Origin of the sequence: Mucilaginibacter rubeus (assembly GCF_003286415.2) — a bacterium.
In the GTDB taxonomy this organism is placed as follows: Bacteria; Bacteroidota; Bacteroidia; order Sphingobacteriales; family Sphingobacteriaceae; genus Mucilaginibacter; species Mucilaginibacter rubeus_A.
Map to the genome: position 1 here is coordinate 1,230,287 of NZ_CP043450.1, position 17,475 is coordinate 1,247,761.

Consider the following 17,475-nt stretch of genomic DNA (forward strand, 5'->3'; position numbering starts at 1 on the left):
AAAACTGCATTTTTAACAATTTCATATTTTTAGAAATAAATTGAGGGTGTTTTTTGACAATAACGTAAATTTGAATGCAGAGCCGTACAGCCGGGGCATTTGTTAAACAGGTTAACTTGCTGCGGATGATTAAGTTATGGAAATTTTATTGTCGCCTGAGTTTAATCGCTCAGTTTGTCAGAGATGTTCTTGATGGCCTCATCAAGTTTATTAGCCGAATCGTAAAGGTGCTTTTCTACCAGTAAAAATTCCTGTTTTTTATCCTTGCTTTCACTCATCAGCTCAACAAGGCCTAATATATTGGTCAGATGCTTGCGTACCTCGTGCGAGTTAATAAATGCAAGCTCATTTTTTTTGTTATCGTACAGTAGTTTTTCGTAATGGCGTTTTTGCCTGGCACTGCGGTATAATAACGCGATAACAGCAAACATAAAAACGGTGGTGATACTAACGAGGATTAAAATCAAACGTTCGCGACGATATTTTTCGGCAGTATCTGTAAAAGTGTTTTCAATTTTGTCGATTTTTATCTGCGCCGACGCGTTGCCCACCTGTGTAGTATTATTAAGGCTTTCTTCTGATTGCTTTAAGGCGAGATCAAAATTTTCGGCTGCCAGTTTATAATCACCCCTGTCGCGGGCAATTTTTCCCAGTAATTCGTAAAGGTGATGTTTTATTTCCGGGTGATTGGCAGAATAGGGCAGGACAAGTAATTGGTTGGCGATAGTAGTTGCCGAATCGGCCTGGCCATTGAGGTAAAACGCATCGGCAAGGTTTTGCTTCTCAAGATCGTTGTGTACGTATTTTTTATTGGCCTGAAGCTCTTTAATCTGTGTTATAGCTTCGGCATAGTGGTGTTTCAGGATAGATATATAGTAGGCTGTACGGTTTTGATAGGTAAATAATTTGTAGCTTTTGTTATTAGGCCCCATTAACTCCTTGTGGCACTGCTGCAACGAATCGAGGTTTCTTCTTCTGAAAAAGTTTTCGGCCTTGTTATAGCTTATGATGGTGTAAAACCTATCGTCTTTGATCTTATTTTCTTCCTTGATCCGGAATGCCAGGTTAAGGTAATAGAGCGACTGACTATAAAGGTTGAGCTTGTAGTACAGATCGGAGATATTAATATTAAGGTATACCTGTAATAACGGCTCGTTAAGCTTTAAGGCTTGCTTTTGGGCCAGTCCGTAGCTGTATATAGCTCCGATGGGGTTGCCGCGGTCTGTTTGAATGAAAGCAAGGTGACTGATAAAGGAGTAGATCAGGAAATCGGCTTTGGCTTTTGACGCCTGATCAATGGCCTTAACCATGGCGGTTTCGGCTTCGGGGAGCTTGGATAAACGCCGTTGCACGGTACTTTCGATAAAGTATTTTAAAGCTTCCCGGTCATCAACCTGGTATTTATCCAGTTTTTCGTAAACTTCTGTCTTACCTTCGGGAATGGTGTTTTCTGGTCCCTGCTGAAAGCGGAGTTTGATATAATCAACTATTTTCTTGTCCTGTAAGTTTCTGTCTTTTATCTTAATAAAATTAACCAGACTGTCTTCGGAGAGATAAATGTATGATGAGGCTTCTGAACTGCTTACAACAAACGCCACCAGTAAAATACAGAGAGAGAACTTTTTAACAAGAGAAGCCATTAGGCATAAAAATACGTTGGCGTGGGTAAATATCAAACACTTTCTACTATTTAATTTTAGAGGTCAAATTTATCAAGCAGCTTTAAAAGTGTTTCAAAATCTTTAGGGTACGGCGCATGTATAGTAACTTCAGTTTCCGGATTGATACGAAACGTTACCTCGTAGGCATGCAGGGCAAAGCGTTTCATGATAGGCAGTTCTTCCTGATCTTTACCTAAATGGTATTTGCGTTTTATTTTTGACAGAAAAACAGGCTCGCCCTTATACATTTCGTCACCGGCTATGGAGGCCCTTTGGGTAGCCAGGTGAATCCTTATCTGGTGCATACGGCCTGTTACCGGGCGGCATTCAACCAGGGTATAATGTTTATAATATTTTAACGATTGAAACCAGGTTTCGGCACGTTTGCCTTCCTGTCTGCTGATGGTAACGCTGCCTTTGCCTACGTTTAATATAGGTAGGTCAACAAGCAGGTTGTCGAAGGTGTGGGTACCGTCAATAACGGCATGGTATACTTTTTTAACCTTGCGTTTTTCAAACTGCATAGAAACCGAGCGGTAAGCCTCAGGATTTTTGGCAAAAATAAGGGCTCCGGATGTTTCCTTATCCAGGCGGTGGCAAATCTGCGCATCGTCCCAATAAGCCTTAGCCAGCCTGAGCATACTGATCTCGCTGCTGCCTTCGCCGCGTTCATCAAGCGAGCTTATAAAAGGAGGCTTGTTAACAACTATAATATCATCGTTTTCAAACAGTATCAGATCGGCGAATTTTGGAAACTTCATAGCCCGCAAAAATACGGTTTATAATTTAAACAGCTGACACTCTATTTTACTCATTCGTGATGTTAATTAAAGTAGCAGGGGTGGTAAGGAATTAATGGATTTGTTAATAGAAGTTTTAGCCAATATTTAGATAATATCATCATTATTAATAAATAAAACTTCGTGATTTTTTGGTGCTAAAAAAGCGTACCTTCGCGCCGTTATTTTCATGACGGTATTAAAGACAGTTTTACCTGTAATCCCTTCATCGACAATAAAAAAAATAGAATAAATAATGAAAAAAATTGTCGACTACAGGAAACTCCTGAACGTAACTGAAAACGCGGAGCTAACCGAATTACGTACGGTTTATAAAAGTATGATGAAAACCTGGCACCCTGACAGGTTTCAGGATGAGAGCAGGATAGAAGCCGAAGAAAAGAGCAAAACCATTATCGAAGCTTATCACTTTTTAGTAAGCATAGCTCCCGAAACCCGTGCGCAAACCCTGTCCGATTATACAGCTACAACAACATTATCAAACATTGCCGATTTTGAGTACAAACAACAGGTACTAAAAGTTACATTTTTGGATGGTAACGTGTACGAATATTTTGATGTGCCGAGAGCGGTTTATACCAAATTCATCAATGCCGACTCGCCGGGAAGGTTTGCCCGCAGGCATATTTTCAACGAGTTTGTATACCGCAGCGTAAATAAACTGGTAGCTTCTGCCTAATTAACCGGCCTGGTTAAGCCGTTCCAGATCGTCGGCAGTATCAATATCAATAGCACCCAGCGGAAAGGGGAGGATAAAAACATCATCAGCATGTGTTTCGATGATTTTTTTTGCCCCCTCGTGCCCTTGCAGGTTCAGCAGGTCGGGGAAATACTTTGCATCGAACAAAGCCGGAGCGCCCAAGGCATCGCGATAGCTGCTGGCGATGATGCCACAATCATTAATTTCTTTTTTCTCAACTAACTGGGATATCAGGAATGAATCAACAAAAGGCTGATCGCATAACATTAAAATAATCGAAGTGATGTCGGGTTTAAGCCGCAGCATTTCCTGTACGCCAATTTTTATTGATGAACCCATACCTTCCTGCCAGTGCGGGTTGTAAGCAACATGAACAACCTGGTCATCTATATTTGAACGGATCAGCTCCTCATTAGCTCCCAGCACAACAATAACTTTTTCGCAGTGCAGACAGGTGAGTGCGGTTTGAATTGCCCGCTGCAAAAGGGTTTTACCCTGGTAAACGAAATTTTGTTTAGGTGAGCCAAAACGGCTTGATGAGCCTGCTGCCAGAATAATAATCCCCGTCATTTTTTAACTGTTAACATTAGGTATTTGTATAACTATTGCTGTAGTGCCCGGTTAGTCATCGTGCATTACAATTCATACAGCTTCCGGTCCTTTTTGCTTATGTGCCAGGGTTCAGGGGACTCCCTTTTTATAATTGCTTTCGGGCGGATGCTTGCCTTAATACGGGATTGATTAAATTAAAGTTTTAGTTATATCTGTTCATTTGTAACAAATTGATTTTTTGTGGTTTATGTGGAGGTCGTGAACGGGAGAGGATTGCTTAATTTTCCTGTTAGTTTAATTTTAGATAAAATTGATTGTTAAATCGCAAAACAAAAAATACATTTTATAAACATACCGCCACGCCGTAATGCTTACTTTTACCCTCGCCACGTATAAACTTAAAGTTTTAATGGCTGTTAATTGATTAAATTTACAAAGTAAAAGCGCTATATTTTGCTAACAGATAACCATGGCCGGAAGATAAGTTATATGCGCCTCGCGGTGACAGACAGGTGTAACCTGCGCTGTTTTTACTGCATGCCGGAGCATGGCCTCGACTGGCTTTCACGCACCGAACTCATGACCAATGAGGAAATGCTGCAGATCTGCAGTTTGCTGGTTAAAATGGGCATCGAAAAGATCCGTATAACCGGCGGAGAGCCTTTTGTAAGGAAGGATATTGTGCAACTGCTCACCGGTATCTCCGGCCTCAATGGCTTAAAAGAACTTGGCCTGACCACTAATGGTGTGCTAACCGCCCCCTACGTTCCCGAATTGAAAAAGATTGGTGTACGTTCGGTAAACCTGAGCTTAGATACGCTGGATGCCAATCGCTTTTTTACCATTACCCGTCGCGATGAGTTTAGCAATGTAATGGCCTCTTTAGATGCTATGCTGAGCCACGATATGGAGGTGAAGATCAATGCCGTGGTGATGGACGGCAAAAATACACAGGATATTATACCGCTGGTTGAGCTGGCCAGAGAGTTGCCCGTTAGCGTGAGGTTTATTGAAGAAATGCCTTTTAACGGTGATGGCCATGTGTATGATGGATCGCACTGGGATTATGTTAGGATCCTGGATGAAATAAAAGGCAGCTACCCTCAAATTAAAAAGCTGGATGATCCGGCTTATTCTACTTCATATAATTACCAAATTCCTGGACACAAAGGGAGCATAGGTATTATAGCCGCTTATTCGCGTACCTTCTGCGGTACCTGTAACCGCATCCGCATAACACCACAGGGCGAGTTAAAAACCTGCTTGTATGATGATGGTGTGCTTAATTTAAAAGATCTGATGCGGAAGGGCGCTTCTGACGAGGCACTGCAAGATGCGTTGTTAACTGCCTTTAGTCACCGGCCGGCAGACGGCTGGGAGGCTGAGCGGGCCCGTGTAGCTAAAACCGGGATTCATGAATCAATGGCCACTATTGGCGGATAGTTTTAAAACCCAATATAAAAATGACAACGGTTGAAGAGGCTGAAAAACTGGTATTGGCACAAACAAGGGACTACGGTACACAAAGTCTGCCGTTTGAACAAGCCTTGGGTTATGTACTGGCCGAGAACCTGCAAGCAGATCGTGACCTGCCCCCTTTTAACAGGGTAACCATGGATGGCATTGCAGTAAAACACGCTGCCATTGAAAAGGGCATCCATACTTTTCGCATTAAAGCCACCCAGGCAGCAGGTGACCAACCTGTTGAAATAAATGAACTTGACGAATGTATTGAGATCATGACAGGGGCGGTATTGCCTGCTTCGGTTGATACGGTGATCCGTTATGAAGATGTGGAGATTAGCGCCGGGCAGGCAAGCTTAAATGTTATAGACGTCAAAAGGGGGCAAAATCTGCATTTGCAAGGCGTTGATAAAAAGCAAAATGATATTATCGCGCTATCGGGTCAGCCGGTAAGTCCTGCCATCATCAGCGTGGCGGCATCGGTGGGTAAAACCCATCTGCTTGTTAAAAAAATGCCGCGGGTGGTAATCATTTCATCGGGCGATGAACTGGTGGATGTGGATGAAACACCTTTGCCATACCAGATCCGCAAGTCAAACAGTTACACGGTTAAGGCTGTTTTGAAACAACATCATATTAATGCCGATATTTTACATATTCCCGATGAGCCGAGCATCACCCGCGAAAAAATTCAACATTGCTTGCAGCATTATGATGTGTTACTGCTGAGCGGCGGCATTTCGATGGGGAAGTTTGATTATATCCCCCAGGCACTGGAAGAATCTGAAGTTGAAAAACTGTTTCATAAAGTGGCCCAGCGCCCCGGCAAACCTTTTTGGTTTGGCAGGCATAACAACGGCGCGTTAGTGTTTGCCTTTCCGGGTAACCCGGTAGCAACATTTATGTGCCTGCATCGTTACTTTTTAACATGGCTGAGTGCCACGCTTGGTCTGCCAGCAAAAGCACGGTTATATGGTGTATTAGGCAAGGATTTTACCTTTCAGCCGGCATTACAATATTATCTGCAGGTAAAATTGCAGAGCAACCGGCAAGGACAATTGATAGCGATGCCTGTTGAGGGAAATGGTTCGGGCGATTTTGCTAACTTAGCAGATACCGAAGCTTTTTTAGAACTTCCGCTGGAAAAGAGTGAATTTAAAGCGGGAGAAGTGTTTAAGGTTTGGAGGTTTAACCATGATTTTTAGGATTTTGGGATCACCCTGATGGAATCTGATAAAAATATGCAAGCAAATATCCTTAAATCCTGTAATCAAGTAAATCAAGGTTCAACATGTTAACCCACATAAACAAACAAGGCGACCCAAATATGGTTGATGTAACTGAAAAACAGGTTACACACCGCACTGCTACGGCGCGCAGCGTGGTTGCTTTGCCTGCCGAAATATTTGAGCTTTTGGCGGGGAATGAATTACAAAGCAAAAAAGGCCCGGTTTTTCAAACAGCTATTATTGCAGGAATTATGGCGGCCAAAAAAACCGGCGACCTGATTCCGCTTTGCCACCCGCTGGGTTTGGATAATTGTAATGTTACTATCCGCATAAACGAACAGCAAGAGGTTGAAGTTGATTGTACCGCAAGTATAACCGCTAAAACCGGGGTGGAAATGGAAGCATTAGTTGGCGCTTCAATAGCGGCACTTACCATTTATGATATGTGCAAGGCCATGAGCCACGATATAGTGATAAAAGAAACCAAACTGATATCAAAAACAGGAGGTAAACGTGACTTTAAAAGATCATAACCAGCCATCAGGCTCACACCGCAAACATGCTAAGCTGGCCAGGCCTTCAACCGGCAATTTTGGGCGAAATGAATGGGCTATTGTAGGTGGTCCATGCACCGTGATCAAACTATTGGCGGATGATGTGATCCGCTCGCTTTCGCCGGTTTATAAATGCGCTTATGTGGATATGTCGCATAATGATGATATCACGTTACTACCCGGAAGGCTGGTATGCGGCGCCTCGCTTGAGTTTACCGACCAGGTAAACTATCAGCAGTTTAACTATCAAAACCCGGTATTCCCTTACCAGCTTAAACAGCAATTTTCATCTGCCGATCTGGTCTTGGTTAACGGTAACCATCAGCAGGCCAAAGCCCAGGTGGTGATCATCGACATTAATAAAAAAGCCTCGCTGCAAAAAAGAACAGATCAGCTTGATAACGTACAGCTTTTTCTGCTGGCCGATAACGCGGGCGAAATTCCTGATTTTATACAGGAGGCAATCCCGCACTGGCAGCAGATCCCGGTCATAAAGGTAGACGACGGTGAAAAGATCGTAGCTTTTTTTGAAGCAGCTTTAAAGCAAACCAGGCCTGTTTTAAACGGACTGGTTTTAGCAGGCGGTAAAAGCACCCGGATGGGTTTTGATAAAGGCGCGGCCAACTGGCATGGCAAACAACAGCGGTATTATATGGCCGATTTGCTTAAAAGTTTTTGCAAGGAAGTTTATATATCCGGCCGCCCGGGCCAACAGCAGGAAATTGACCCGGCTTATCCTGTTATAGAAGATACATTTACAGGTTTGGGCCCGTATGGTGCTATTCTTTCGGCGTTTCGTGAACAGCCGGACGCGGCATGGTTGGTAATAGCCTGCGATCTGCCTTTGATGGATGATAGCACGCTCCGCAATTTAGCAGCCTGGAGAAACAGTTCTTCGGTGGCAACGGCTTATCATAGCCCGGTAACCAATTTTCCAGAACCTTTGATTACGATATGGGAGCCCAAAAGCTATCCGGTACTGTTATCGTTTTTGGCTCAGGGGTATTCATGCCCACGCAAGGTTTTGATCAATAGCGATATCACCTTACTAAACGCCCCGCATGAGGAAGCGCTCACCAATGTGAATACGCCTGAGGAATTGGAGAAAGTAAAATCAATGATCCATAATAAAATAGTTGCTACTAATGAATGAGGATTTACAACGATATAACTGTCAGATAGCGCTGCCTGGTTTTGGCGAACAAGCTCAGCAATTATTACAGCAAGCCCGCGTACTGGTAGTAGGGGCAGGCGGCCTGGGCTGTCCGGCCGCGCAATACCTGGCGTCAACGGGAATAGGCACCTTAGGTATTGCCGATTTTGATATGGTATCGGTTAGCAACCTTCACCGCCAGGTTTTGTATACCCCGGCCGATGAAGGAAAAAATAAGGCTGAAGTAGCCTGCGCACGTTTGCAAGCCCAAAATCCCGGTATTAAGCTTGTTTCGCATCCTGCCAAAATAACTTCCGATAATGTGATGGATGTTATTAGTAATTATGACATTGTGCTGGATGGTACCGATAATTTTGAAACGCGTTACCTGCTTAATGATGCCTGTGTTTTGGCCGGTAAGCCATTGGTATACGGTGCTATATACCAGTTTGAGGGGCAGGTTGCCGTTTGGAACGTAAATAATGGAAAGGGTGCAAATTCGCCCAATTACCGCGATTTATTCCCGGAAGTAGATGCCACTCAAATCCCCAACTGTACCGAAGGCGGGGTGATCCCAACGCTGGCCGGTATTATTGGTTGTATGCAGGCCAATGAGGTTATTAAATACATTACTAAAACAGGCGAGCTACTGGCGGGAAAAGTGCTGATATTTGACGCGCAAAGCATGCAAAGCCGCATCTTTAAGATAGGCCCGGTTACTAAAACGCATATCCGCAGGCTAAAAACAACTATTACTATTCCTACTATTAACGCCGATGATCTGAAAAAAAGGATCCTGGTTGATGATACGGTTGAGCTTGTAGATGTACGTACATTACAGGAGCGGGAGGCTTATGACATTGGCGGCACCCATATTCCCTTAGACGAAGTTGAAGAATACCTGGCCTATTTTACCAGTCCGAATACTAAAGTCCTTTACTGCTCATCAGGCAAGCGAAGTGATGAGGCCGTAAAGCTTATTATCAAAATGATCCCCGAGGCTGATGTGTTTTCGCTGGAAGGTGGATTGGAAGGGTATAAGGTTAGTTAGTATGATTTCGGATTTCGGAATTTCGATGTCGGATTTAGAAGTTGAGATTTTTAATTTTAAATTGAAAAGTCCGAAATCGAACATCCCAAATCCGAAATCCTAAGGATGTGCTGCCACCCAAACATCGCCATCTTCAAAGCTTTCCTTTTTCCAGATAGGGACGGTTTGTTTTAGCGTATCTATGATATATCTGCATGCGTCAAAAGCAGCATCACGATGGGCTGCTGAAACAGCTATTACCACAGGTACCTCGCCAACCTGTAGCAAACCGGTACGGTGATGGATCAGTATTTTTTGAACCGGCCAGCGCTCAAAGGCTTGCGCCGCTATCTTGTTCATCTCGCTGATGGCCATGGGCTCATAAGCTTCAAAATCAAGCTTTAATACTTTTTTGCCTTTGGTGGCATTGCGGACGGTGCCAATAAACACATCTATCCCTCCAGATTCGGGCGACATGATCCAGTCGATACACGATTGGATATCCAGTGTTTGGGCCGATAGGAGGATCTGTGTATTCAAGATGATGTAATTTTAATATTATTCAACTAATGATTTCATCAGGTATTTGGGCGATTCGGAATAACCCTGCCTGTAGTAAAACCGGTGTGCATCCACCCGGCGCGAGTGGCAATGAACCTCTATCCGGTCGCAATAGCCTTTTTTGCCAAGTTCGGTAATATAATCTTCGAGGGCTTTACCTATGCCTTTGCCGCGGGTATTCTCATCAACAGAAAAACAACTGATGCGGATAAAATCGCCTTTAACAACCAGTTGGGTTAAAAAGTCGATAGCTATAAATCCTGCAACCTCACCTTCGTCGTCATAAACCAAAACCTGCGATGAAGCCTGGCTTAGCATCTTTTCAAGGTTCTCCGGCAAAAAATCCTGAGTACCAGGATATCCCAACTGGGTTAACAGGTTTGATATTGCAGAATGATCGGCAAGCGTAGCGCTTCTGATAGCCATTGTTTTATTTAGGTTGAATGAATTTGTAATAAAATATCGTTTTAGAGGTACCGTAAACCGCCGGAAAAAACTGCAAACTATAAGGACTGCCGCTGCCACTAATAACTGCTGCCAACTGCCAACTGACTACCCCCCGCTTACCGGTGGAATGATGGCTATTTCATCGCGTTCATGAATGGTATCGCCAGGTAAGGCATATTCGTTATTAACAGCCAGCATATATGATGATAGCTGCTTTAAACGCGGATATTGCTGTTCGAGCAGGTATTTCAGATTGGAGATGGTAGCATCGTTGGTCATTTCCAGGCTAATTTCACCGCTTCCAAATATTTCCCTGGTCACTCCAAAAGCCAGTATATTGATCTTCATATCTCAAAATTATTCAATTTAGCTTATAAAACGAGTACTGGGTTTAAATTTAACATTTGCAGGTTTAAGCATCCTTTACTTAAGAGCAAAAGCAGGGAATTGTGCGATTCCCCTCTTGAGAGGGGTGGAGGGGTGTGTTTCTGCTTTGATAAGCCAGTGGCACAAACACACCCCTGCTACAGCTCATACCTTTCGCGTCCCTCTCGAGAGGGGAATTTAAAAACTCAATATGCTCAAGCGCGGACGCTTGAACTTGCTACGTGAATTGCATAAACAAAGCCACCCTTTAAGTTGTATATTTGAGTATGTCTACGCCATCAATTATACATATCCCCGTTGTAAAAGTTAACGCCAACCAAAGTGCAAGGGAAGAGGATAGTATAGCGATTGAAGAACCATTGGAAATTAAGCTGGAATATGGGCCTGCCGACCGTAAGGAGGTGCGCAATATTTCCGTAACCATGCGTACGCCTGGCCACGATGCCGAATTGGCTACCGGTTTTCTTTTCACCGAAGGCATCATTAAAAACGCCGACGAGGTAAAATCTGCCAAACATAGCTTTATAGCCTGTGCCGAAAATAAGGAGAACACTATTCTGGTAACACTTGAGCACAACGCTGTGCCCAATCTCCAAAATACGGAGCGTAATTTTTATACTACAAGCAGCTGCGGCGTATGCGGTAAGGGTTCTATCAGTGCCATTCGTACAGTGAGCAGTTATGCCGCCGGGCCAGATGATGGTAACATGATTCACAGTGTTATACTTAATCAGCTGCCGAAGGTTTTGCGCAGGCATCAGCGGGTTTTTGATGATACCGGGGGCTTACATGCATCCGCATTGTTTACCCCTGTTGGCGAACTGTTGTTGCTTCGGGAAGATGTTGGCCGGCACAATGCTTTAGATAAGCTTATAGGCGCAGCTATGATGTATAACTGGCTGCCTTTACAGCAAACCGTATTGTTGTTAAGTGGCAGGGCCAGTTTTGAACTTGTACAGAAAGCGGCCATGGCAGGCATCAGCATCATCGCTGCTGTAGGGGCCCCATCAAGCCTGGCTGTAGAGCTGGCAAACGAATTTAATATAACATTGATAGGCTTTTTGCGCGATGAGCGCTTTAATATTTATACCGGCGCGCACCGGGTAATGATTCCAGCCGATGAGGCTGTCTTTACAGCCCCATCAATATAAACCGTTTAATACCAAATGAAAATAAGAATAAAAGGTAATTCGCTGAGATACAGGCTTACTAAAACCGATGTAGCTAAATTGGCCGAAGAGGGTTATGTGCAGGAAACGGTTGATTTTGGCAGCCAGCAACTTGTTTATGCTTTAAGGTTGGTTGATGACGAGCACCTTTCGGCAACCTATAAAGAAAACGCCATAACGCTTTACGCGCCTAAAGTAATGGTTGCCGGTTTTGCCGATGAAAATAAAATTGGTTACGAGGGCAATCATGGCAATTTGCATTTACTGGTCGAAAAAGATTTTACCTGTTTAGATGAAGTTGCCGAAGATCAAAGCGATAATTATCCTAATCCATTAGCAGCTAAAAAGATATGAGCAAGGAACCAGAACAGGATCCGGCAGCTGAAAACCCCGAAGAACTGCTCGACCTGAAAATAACAGAACCCAAAGACTGGGCGGCGGGCATTCCTGCAGTAACAGTTGCCATGGTTGATATACTCAAGGAAACAGGCTTTGTGAGGGGGATGGAAGGCCTTTTTCATATGAACAAAAAAGGCGGTTTTGATTGCTCGGGCTGCGCCTGGCCAGATCCGGATGACGACCGCTCACCAATAGCCGAATATTGTGAAAACGGTGCTAAAGCCCTCGCCGAAGAGGCTACTACCAAAAAGCTTACCGGGGAGTTTTTTGCCGAAAATTCGGTGGCTGACCTTGCCAAGCTCAATGATTACGACATAGGTAAAAAAGGGCGGATAACCCAACCAATGTATCTTGCCAAAGATGCCACGCATTACGCCCCTGTAAGCTGGGACTTCGCCTTTAAAAAAATAGCCGATGAGTTAAATGCTTTGGCATCGCCGGATGAGGCTGCGTTTTATACATCTGGCCGTACCAGTAACGAGGCCTCGTTTATGTACCAATTATTTGTACGTGAGTTTGGTACCAACAACATGCCCGATTGCTCTAATATGTGCCATGAAAGCACCAGTGTTGGCCTTGCCGATGCTATTGGGATAGGCAAAGGCACCGTTACCCTCAATGATTTTTACGATACAGATGTGATCATCATCATGGGGCAAAACCCTGGTACCAATCACCCGAGGATGCTCAGCGCGCTCGAAAAAGCCAAGGATAAAGGCTCGAAGATTATAGCCGTAAATCCATTGCATGAGGCTGGTTTAATGGGCTTTAAAAATCCGCAGAAAGTAAAAGGCATTTTAGGCATCAAAACCCAGCTTGCCGATCTGTACCTGCAAGTGAGGATAAACGGCGATATGGCACTCCTTAAAGCCATAGAAAAATTGCTCTATAAAGCCGAGCTCGGAAACCCCGGAAGTGTTTTTGATCATGAGTTTATCAAAAAGAACACTACAGGCTATGTTGCTTTTTTAGATAGTCTGAATCAGTACGAGGTTGATGACCTGGCCAAAGCTGCAGGCTTAACGGTAAAGGAAATTGAGCAGGCCGTTGAACTGATTAAAAATACAAACCGCATTATCATTTGCTGGGCCATGGGTGTTACCCAGCATAAAAACGGTGTGGCTACGGTAAAGGAAATTGTAAACCTGGCTATGCTTAAAGGCGCTATAGGCAAGCCGGGGGCCGGTTTATGCCCGGTTCGCGGCCACAGCAATGTGCAGGGAAACCGTACCATGATCATATGGGATAAACCGAAGCCCAAACAGTTGGATAAGCTGAAGGAAGTTTTCGGTTTTGAGCCGCCGAGGGGGCATGGGTATGATGTTGTGGAATCCATCAAGGCGATGGATGAGGGTAAACTGAAAGTGTTTTTCGCTATGGGTGGCAACTTTCTTTCGGCTACGCCGGATACCTTGTTTACAGCGCAGGCTTTGCGTAAACTTAAACTATCAGTACATGTATCAACTAAGTTAAACCGGAGCCATTTGGTACATGGCGAGGAGGCATTGATCCTGCCAACATTATCCCGGAGTGATAAGGATGTTGTAAATGGCGAAGACCAGTTTATCAGCTGTGAAAACTCCATGGGCGTTATTCAGATGTCAAAAGGGATGCTGACGCCGGTATCTGAGCATCTGATGAACGAGAACCAGATTGTGTGCAATATGGCCAAAGCTACATTGGGTAGCCGCTCGGTTGTAGATTGGGATAAATACGCTAAAAGCTACGATGCTGTACGCGATGTGATAGCCAAAGTGATCCCCGGTTTTGAGGATTATAATCAAAAGGTGCGCTTGCCTGGTGGTTTTTACCTGCCCAATCCTGCCCGGGAGGGTAAATTTATTACCGAAAAGAATGGCAGTGTTGTACCTTTTAATATTGCTCCGCTACCAAAACACGAACTGGCAGCTGATGAGTACCACATGACCACCATTCGCAGTCATGATCAGTTCAATACTACCATATATGGCCTTAATGATCGCTATCGCGGCATTCATAACGAGCGCCGGGTGATTCTGATGAACGAAAACGACATGAAGAAAGCCGGTTTTAGTCCGCAAGAAAAGGTTGACCTGTTCAATTATGATGATGGTGTAGAACGGGCCGCAAGACTGTTTGTAGTAGTGCCCTACAATATACCTGAGGGCAACACAGCTACCTACTATCCCGAAGCTAATGTACTGGTGCCAATTAACAGCGTGGCGGCGCAAAGTAATACGCCCACATCAAAACTGGTCACCATCAAAATTAGAAAACACCTGGCTTGATAACCATTCTAAATACTGCAAAGCTTAAAACAAAAATGTTTAAATCATGCTTATCTCCTTTAAAAAAGGAGTAATATGTCATTTGATCAATATCACGAACCTGCAAATGAGCTATCGGACGAAACCCGCACATTTGCCCGTATGATAGTTTCGTTAACCGAAGAAGCTGAGGCTATAAACTGGTATGAGCAGCGCATTTCGGTTGAAAAAGATAAACAGGCAAAAGCCATTATGCAAAACGCCCAGCAGGAAGAGTTTAAGCATTTTGGTATGGACCTTGAGTTTTTGCTACGTAAAAAACCGGTATGGCGTACCACTTTGCAGGCCATACTCTTCAAAAAGGGCGATATTGTGGAATTGGGAACCAAAGGCGAGGAAGCGGCAGAAGAATAGTCATTTTTACAATTTTAACACCATTGTTTTATCAACGTTACATTAAGTTTGGGCTATTGTATTATCTTTAGCGCTTAATTTAATACGGCCCTACTATAGAAGAATATGATCTGGTACGAAGAGGATGTGAAGCAGCTGGAAATCAGGCGAACAAAGCTTGATTACGTGCCGCGGGTAATATTTTACGGAAGCTCATCCATTCGTTTATGGAATACGCTTGATAATGATTTTGATGATATGCAGCCTGTTAACCTCGGTTTTGGAGGTTCAACACTGGCGGCGTGCGTATGGTTTTTTGAGCGGATAATGCATTCTTACAATCCCGAAGCCATTGTGGTGTATGCGGGCGATAATGATCTTGGCGATGGCCGCAATCCCGAAGAGGTTTTTATATTTTTTAAGCAGCTAACCGTTGAGGTTGAGCGGCTTTTTGGAAATATCCCCTGCTATTACATATCACTTAAGCCAAGCCTTGCGCGCTGGCCTATTGTTGAAAAGTACAGGTACACTAACAGCTTAATTGAAAACGAAATAATTCACCGCCATAAAAACTGGCAGTTCATCAACATATTTAATCAGATGATAGATGCTTCCGGTAAACCAATACGCGAATATTATGATAAAGATGGTTTGCATTTAAGCACCGCCGGTTACACTTTGTGGAAAAATGCAGTTTTGCAGCGAATGCCACAAAGCATCAAATTAGCTTAATATAGGGTTTACACGCATTTGCCATCTTTCAGCGGTTTAAAGATGAAAAGAGAGTACCACAAGTGGTTCAGTCCGTCGCTTCAGCGTAATATGGAATTGCTGGTTTTTGGCCATGCCGGTGCCTCTGTTTTATTTTTCCCCACACGTACCGCCCGGTTTTATGATTATGAAGACTGGCGGGTAATCGAAGCCCTACGCAGCAAAATTGAAGCAGGCCACCTGCAAATTTACTGCGTTGACAGCATCGACCGCGAAAGTTTTTACAACGAGTACAGCCACCCTTACCATCGTATGGAACGTCACCTGCATTATGAACAATACATTTTGCAGGAAGTGGTGCCTCTGATGAAAACACTTAATGCTGATGGGCCAATCATTTCGGCAGGTTGCAGCATGGGCGCTTACCATGCTGTTAATATCGGGTTTAAACACCCCTCGGTATTTGTTAAAGTTGTGGGCATGAGTGGCCGCTATGATATTACCCAGGCCATGGGTAACTTCCGCGACCTGCTGGATGGCTACCGTGATGAGAATGTGTATTTCAACATGCCTAACCAGTTTTTAAATAACTTGCACAGTCCCGAAATTATTGACCAGATCAAGCGCCTTCAAATTATCCTGGCCGTAGGCGAGGAAGACGCGTTTTTGGAAGATAATAAATACCTGAGCACTGTTTTAGCAAGCAAAGGCATTCAAAATAGCCTGTATATCTGGCATGAAGAAGCTCACCGCGCGCGTTACTGGCGCAAAATGGTGCAGCTATATTTCTAAAAGCAAAACATTTTCCTGTTTGTTATATCAGCTGTAAATCTTAATTATTATGGGCACTATCGAGTTGATACAGGGCGATATCACAAAAATTAAAGCTGATGCCATCGTAAACGCCGCGAACAGCTCGCTAATGGGCGGAGGTGGCGTTGATGGTGCCATACACCGTGCCGGTGGACCGGAAATCTTGGAAGATTGCCGTAAAATAGTAGCCCGGCAAGGTGGCTGCAAAACCGGGCAGGCTGTAATTACCACAGGAGGCAACTTGCCCGCCAAATATGTAATTCATACGGTTGGCCCCGTTTACAACAGTGGTAAAAAAGGAGAGGACGAGCTGCTGCATGCCGCTTATTTAAATAGTTTGAAGCTTGCTGCCGAAAATGATATACATACTATAGCTTTCCCAAACATCAGCACTGGTATTTATCACTTCCCTAAAGATAAAGCAGCTGCTATCGCTGTTAAAACAGTTCAGGATTTCTTGGCTGATAACAATGTGGTGCAGAAAGTGATATTTGTTTGCTTTGATGATGAAAACTATAATTTATATCAAAATCTACTCGCTCAAAATTGATGCGGACTTGTCAACTCCAAGCTAAGTGCATAAATTGCAGCTATGCACCCGGCTTTAAAACAACATATTGGAGATAAGCTAACACTCTCGCCGGAGCATGAGCTACTGGTAACCAACTGTTTTAAAACCCGACTAACCAAACGCAACGAAATCCTGGTTGAAAAAGGAAGTATCGCAAGGCATTTGTATTTTGTAGTGAAAGGCTGCCTCCGTGTGTTTTTAACCGATGATGATGGTAATGAATCAACCCGCTTCCTGATATTTGAAGGACGCATGGGAACCGCCTTCCCCAGTTTTATACTGAAAGAACCATCTGTAGCATCTATCCAAAGTCCCGAACCATCCGAGTTATTGGTATTGAGTTATGCTGATCGTGATCTCTTGCTGAAGGAAATCCCAGGGTTTGAAACTATGTACCGTTTAGGGCTTGAATTGGATTATATCGCATCCATACAGCGGATAGAAAGCCTGATCACCATGGATTCAAAAGCCCGCTATAATATCCTGATGCAGACCCAGCCCGAGATTATCAAGCGACTCCCCAATAAAATAGTTGCCGACTATCTTGGCATTTCGCAGGAAACCCTCAGTCGCCTCAAATCAAAAAAATGATTTATTGACTATTGTCAATCTTTTTGAAGTCGTAAATGCCTTGT

General features: G+C 43.9%; 20 protein-coding genes. 14 read left to right on the forward strand and 6 right to left on the reverse strand.

The genetic code is table 11. From position 1 onward, the window contains the following. Window positions 1-161: 161 nt before the first annotated feature. Window positions 162-1,640 (reverse strand): hypothetical protein, encoded by a 1,479-nt coding sequence (locus DEO27_RS05050; RefSeq protein WP_112574133.1) that lies wholly within the window; start codon window positions 1,638-1,640, stop codon window positions 162-164. A gap of 56 nt (window positions 1,641-1,696) precedes the next feature. Further along, a complete protein-coding gene (locus DEO27_RS05055; RefSeq protein ID WP_112574132.1) occupies window positions 1,697-2,422 on the reverse strand; it encodes an RluA family pseudouridine synthase in 726 nt (241 codons plus the stop codon). A 274-nt stretch (window positions 2,423-2,696) separates the two neighbouring features. On the opposite strand from DEO27_RS05055, the gene DEO27_RS05060 reads away from it, so the two are divergent. Then, window positions 2,697-3,140 carry a KTSC domain-containing protein gene (locus DEO27_RS05060; RefSeq protein ID WP_112574131.1) on the forward strand — a complete coding sequence of 148 codons (444 nt, stop codon included), beginning with the start codon at window positions 2,697-2,699 and terminating at the stop codon, window positions 3,138-3,140. Here the strand turns inward: DEO27_RS05060 and DEO27_RS05065 are convergent, their stop codons facing one another. Then, complete coding sequence (locus tag DEO27_RS05065) at window positions 3,141-3,731, reverse strand: NTP transferase domain-containing protein (RefSeq protein ID WP_112574130.1); 591 nt, start codon at window positions 3,729-3,731, stop codon at window positions 3,141-3,143. 471 nt (window positions 3,732-4,202) lie between these two features. Here DEO27_RS05065 and moaA point away from each other — a divergent pair, with 471 nt between their 5' ends. From moaA to DEO27_RS05090, 5 genes are all read left to right on the forward strand, one after another. Beyond that, a complete protein-coding gene (gene moaA / locus DEO27_RS05070; RefSeq protein ID WP_262714173.1) occupies window positions 4,203-5,156 on the forward strand; it encodes a GTP 3',8-cyclase MoaA in 954 nt (317 codons plus the stop codon). 20 nt (window positions 5,157-5,176) lie between these two features. After that, the gene (locus tag DEO27_RS05075; protein ID WP_223818165.1) at window positions 5,177-6,382 is read left to right on the forward strand and encodes a molybdopterin molybdotransferase MoeA; all 1,206 of its coding nucleotides are present in this window, start codon (window positions 5,177-5,179) and stop codon (window positions 6,380-6,382) included. Window positions 6,383-6,468: 86 nt separating this feature from the next. Next, window positions 6,469-6,939 carry a cyclic pyranopterin monophosphate synthase MoaC gene (gene moaC / locus DEO27_RS05080; RefSeq protein ID WP_112574127.1) on the forward strand — a complete coding sequence of 157 codons (471 nt, stop codon included), beginning with the start codon at window positions 6,469-6,471 and terminating at the stop codon, window positions 6,937-6,939. Next, window positions 6,920-8,113, forward strand: coding sequence for an NTP transferase domain-containing protein (locus DEO27_RS05085; protein ID WP_223818166.1), 1,194 nt, complete (start codon window positions 6,920-6,922; stop codon window positions 8,111-8,113). The genes moaC and DEO27_RS05085 overlap by 20 nt, the downstream gene beginning before the upstream one ends. Beyond that, the gene (locus tag DEO27_RS05090; protein ID WP_112574126.1) at window positions 8,106-9,164 is read left to right on the forward strand and encodes a HesA/MoeB/ThiF family protein; all 1,059 of its coding nucleotides are present in this window, start codon (window positions 8,106-8,108) and stop codon (window positions 9,162-9,164) included. Before DEO27_RS05085 ends, DEO27_RS05090 begins: the two co-directional genes overlap by 8 nt. A gap of 99 nt (window positions 9,165-9,263) precedes the next feature. On the opposite strand, the gene DEO27_RS05095 is transcribed toward DEO27_RS05090, so the two are convergent. The 3 genes from DEO27_RS05095 to DEO27_RS05105 form a co-directional block, all read right to left on the reverse strand. Beyond that, window positions 9,264-9,683, reverse strand: coding sequence for a molybdenum cofactor biosynthesis protein MoaE (locus tag DEO27_RS05095; RefSeq protein ID WP_223818167.1), 420 nt, complete (start codon window positions 9,681-9,683; stop codon window positions 9,264-9,266). 18 nt (window positions 9,684-9,701) lie between these two features. Then, a complete protein-coding gene (locus tag DEO27_RS05100) occupies window positions 9,702-10,130 on the reverse strand; it encodes a GNAT family N-acetyltransferase (RefSeq protein WP_112574124.1) in 429 nt (142 codons plus the stop codon). Window positions 10,131-10,256: 126 nt separating this feature from the next. Beyond that, on the reverse strand, window positions 10,257-10,499 hold the full coding sequence (locus DEO27_RS05105) for a MoaD/ThiS family protein (RefSeq protein WP_112574123.1): 243 nt from the start codon (window positions 10,497-10,499) through the stop codon (window positions 10,257-10,259). A gap of 305 nt (window positions 10,500-10,804) precedes the next feature. Here DEO27_RS05105 and fdhD point away from each other — a divergent pair, with 305 nt between their 5' ends. From fdhD to DEO27_RS05145, 8 genes are all read left to right on the forward strand, one after another. Then, window positions 10,805-11,689: a formate dehydrogenase accessory sulfurtransferase FdhD gene (gene fdhD, locus DEO27_RS05110; protein ID WP_112574122.1), complete on the forward strand. Its 885-nt coding sequence runs from the start codon at window positions 10,805-10,807 to the stop codon at window positions 11,687-11,689. A 15-nt stretch (window positions 11,690-11,704) separates the two neighbouring features. Continuing rightward, complete coding sequence (locus DEO27_RS05115; protein WP_112574121.1) at window positions 11,705-12,061, forward strand: DUF7009 family protein; 357 nt, start codon at window positions 11,705-11,707, stop codon at window positions 12,059-12,061. Beyond that, window positions 12,058-14,373 carry an FdhF/YdeP family oxidoreductase gene (locus DEO27_RS05120; RefSeq protein ID WP_112574120.1) on the forward strand — a complete coding sequence of 772 codons (2,316 nt, stop codon included), beginning with the start codon at window positions 12,058-12,060 and terminating at the stop codon, window positions 14,371-14,373. The genes DEO27_RS05115 and DEO27_RS05120 overlap by 4 nt, the downstream gene beginning before the upstream one ends. Before the next feature lie 75 nt (window positions 14,374-14,448). Further along, window positions 14,449-14,766, forward strand: coding sequence for a hypothetical protein (locus DEO27_RS05125; RefSeq protein WP_091210719.1), 318 nt, complete (start codon window positions 14,449-14,451; stop codon window positions 14,764-14,766). A 105-nt stretch (window positions 14,767-14,871) separates the two neighbouring features. Then, window positions 14,872-15,477, forward strand: a complete 606-nt coding sequence (locus DEO27_RS05130) for a GDSL-type esterase/lipase family protein (RefSeq protein WP_112574119.1) — start codon at window positions 14,872-14,874, stop codon at window positions 15,475-15,477. 42 nt (window positions 15,478-15,519) lie between these two features. Next, window positions 15,520-16,248 (forward strand): esterase family protein, encoded by a 729-nt coding sequence (locus tag DEO27_RS05135; protein ID WP_112574118.1) that lies wholly within the window; start codon window positions 15,520-15,522, stop codon window positions 16,246-16,248. A gap of 49 nt (window positions 16,249-16,297) precedes the next feature. Beyond that, entirely contained in the window at window positions 16,298-16,819 is a 522-nt protein-coding gene (locus tag DEO27_RS05140; protein ID WP_112574117.1) for an O-acetyl-ADP-ribose deacetylase, read from the forward strand. A 42-nt stretch (window positions 16,820-16,861) separates the two neighbouring features. Further along, window positions 16,862-17,431 (forward strand): Crp/Fnr family transcriptional regulator, encoded by a 570-nt coding sequence (locus DEO27_RS05145; RefSeq protein ID WP_112574116.1) that lies wholly within the window; start codon window positions 16,862-16,864, stop codon window positions 17,429-17,431. Window positions 17,432-17,475: the final 44 nt, after the last annotated feature.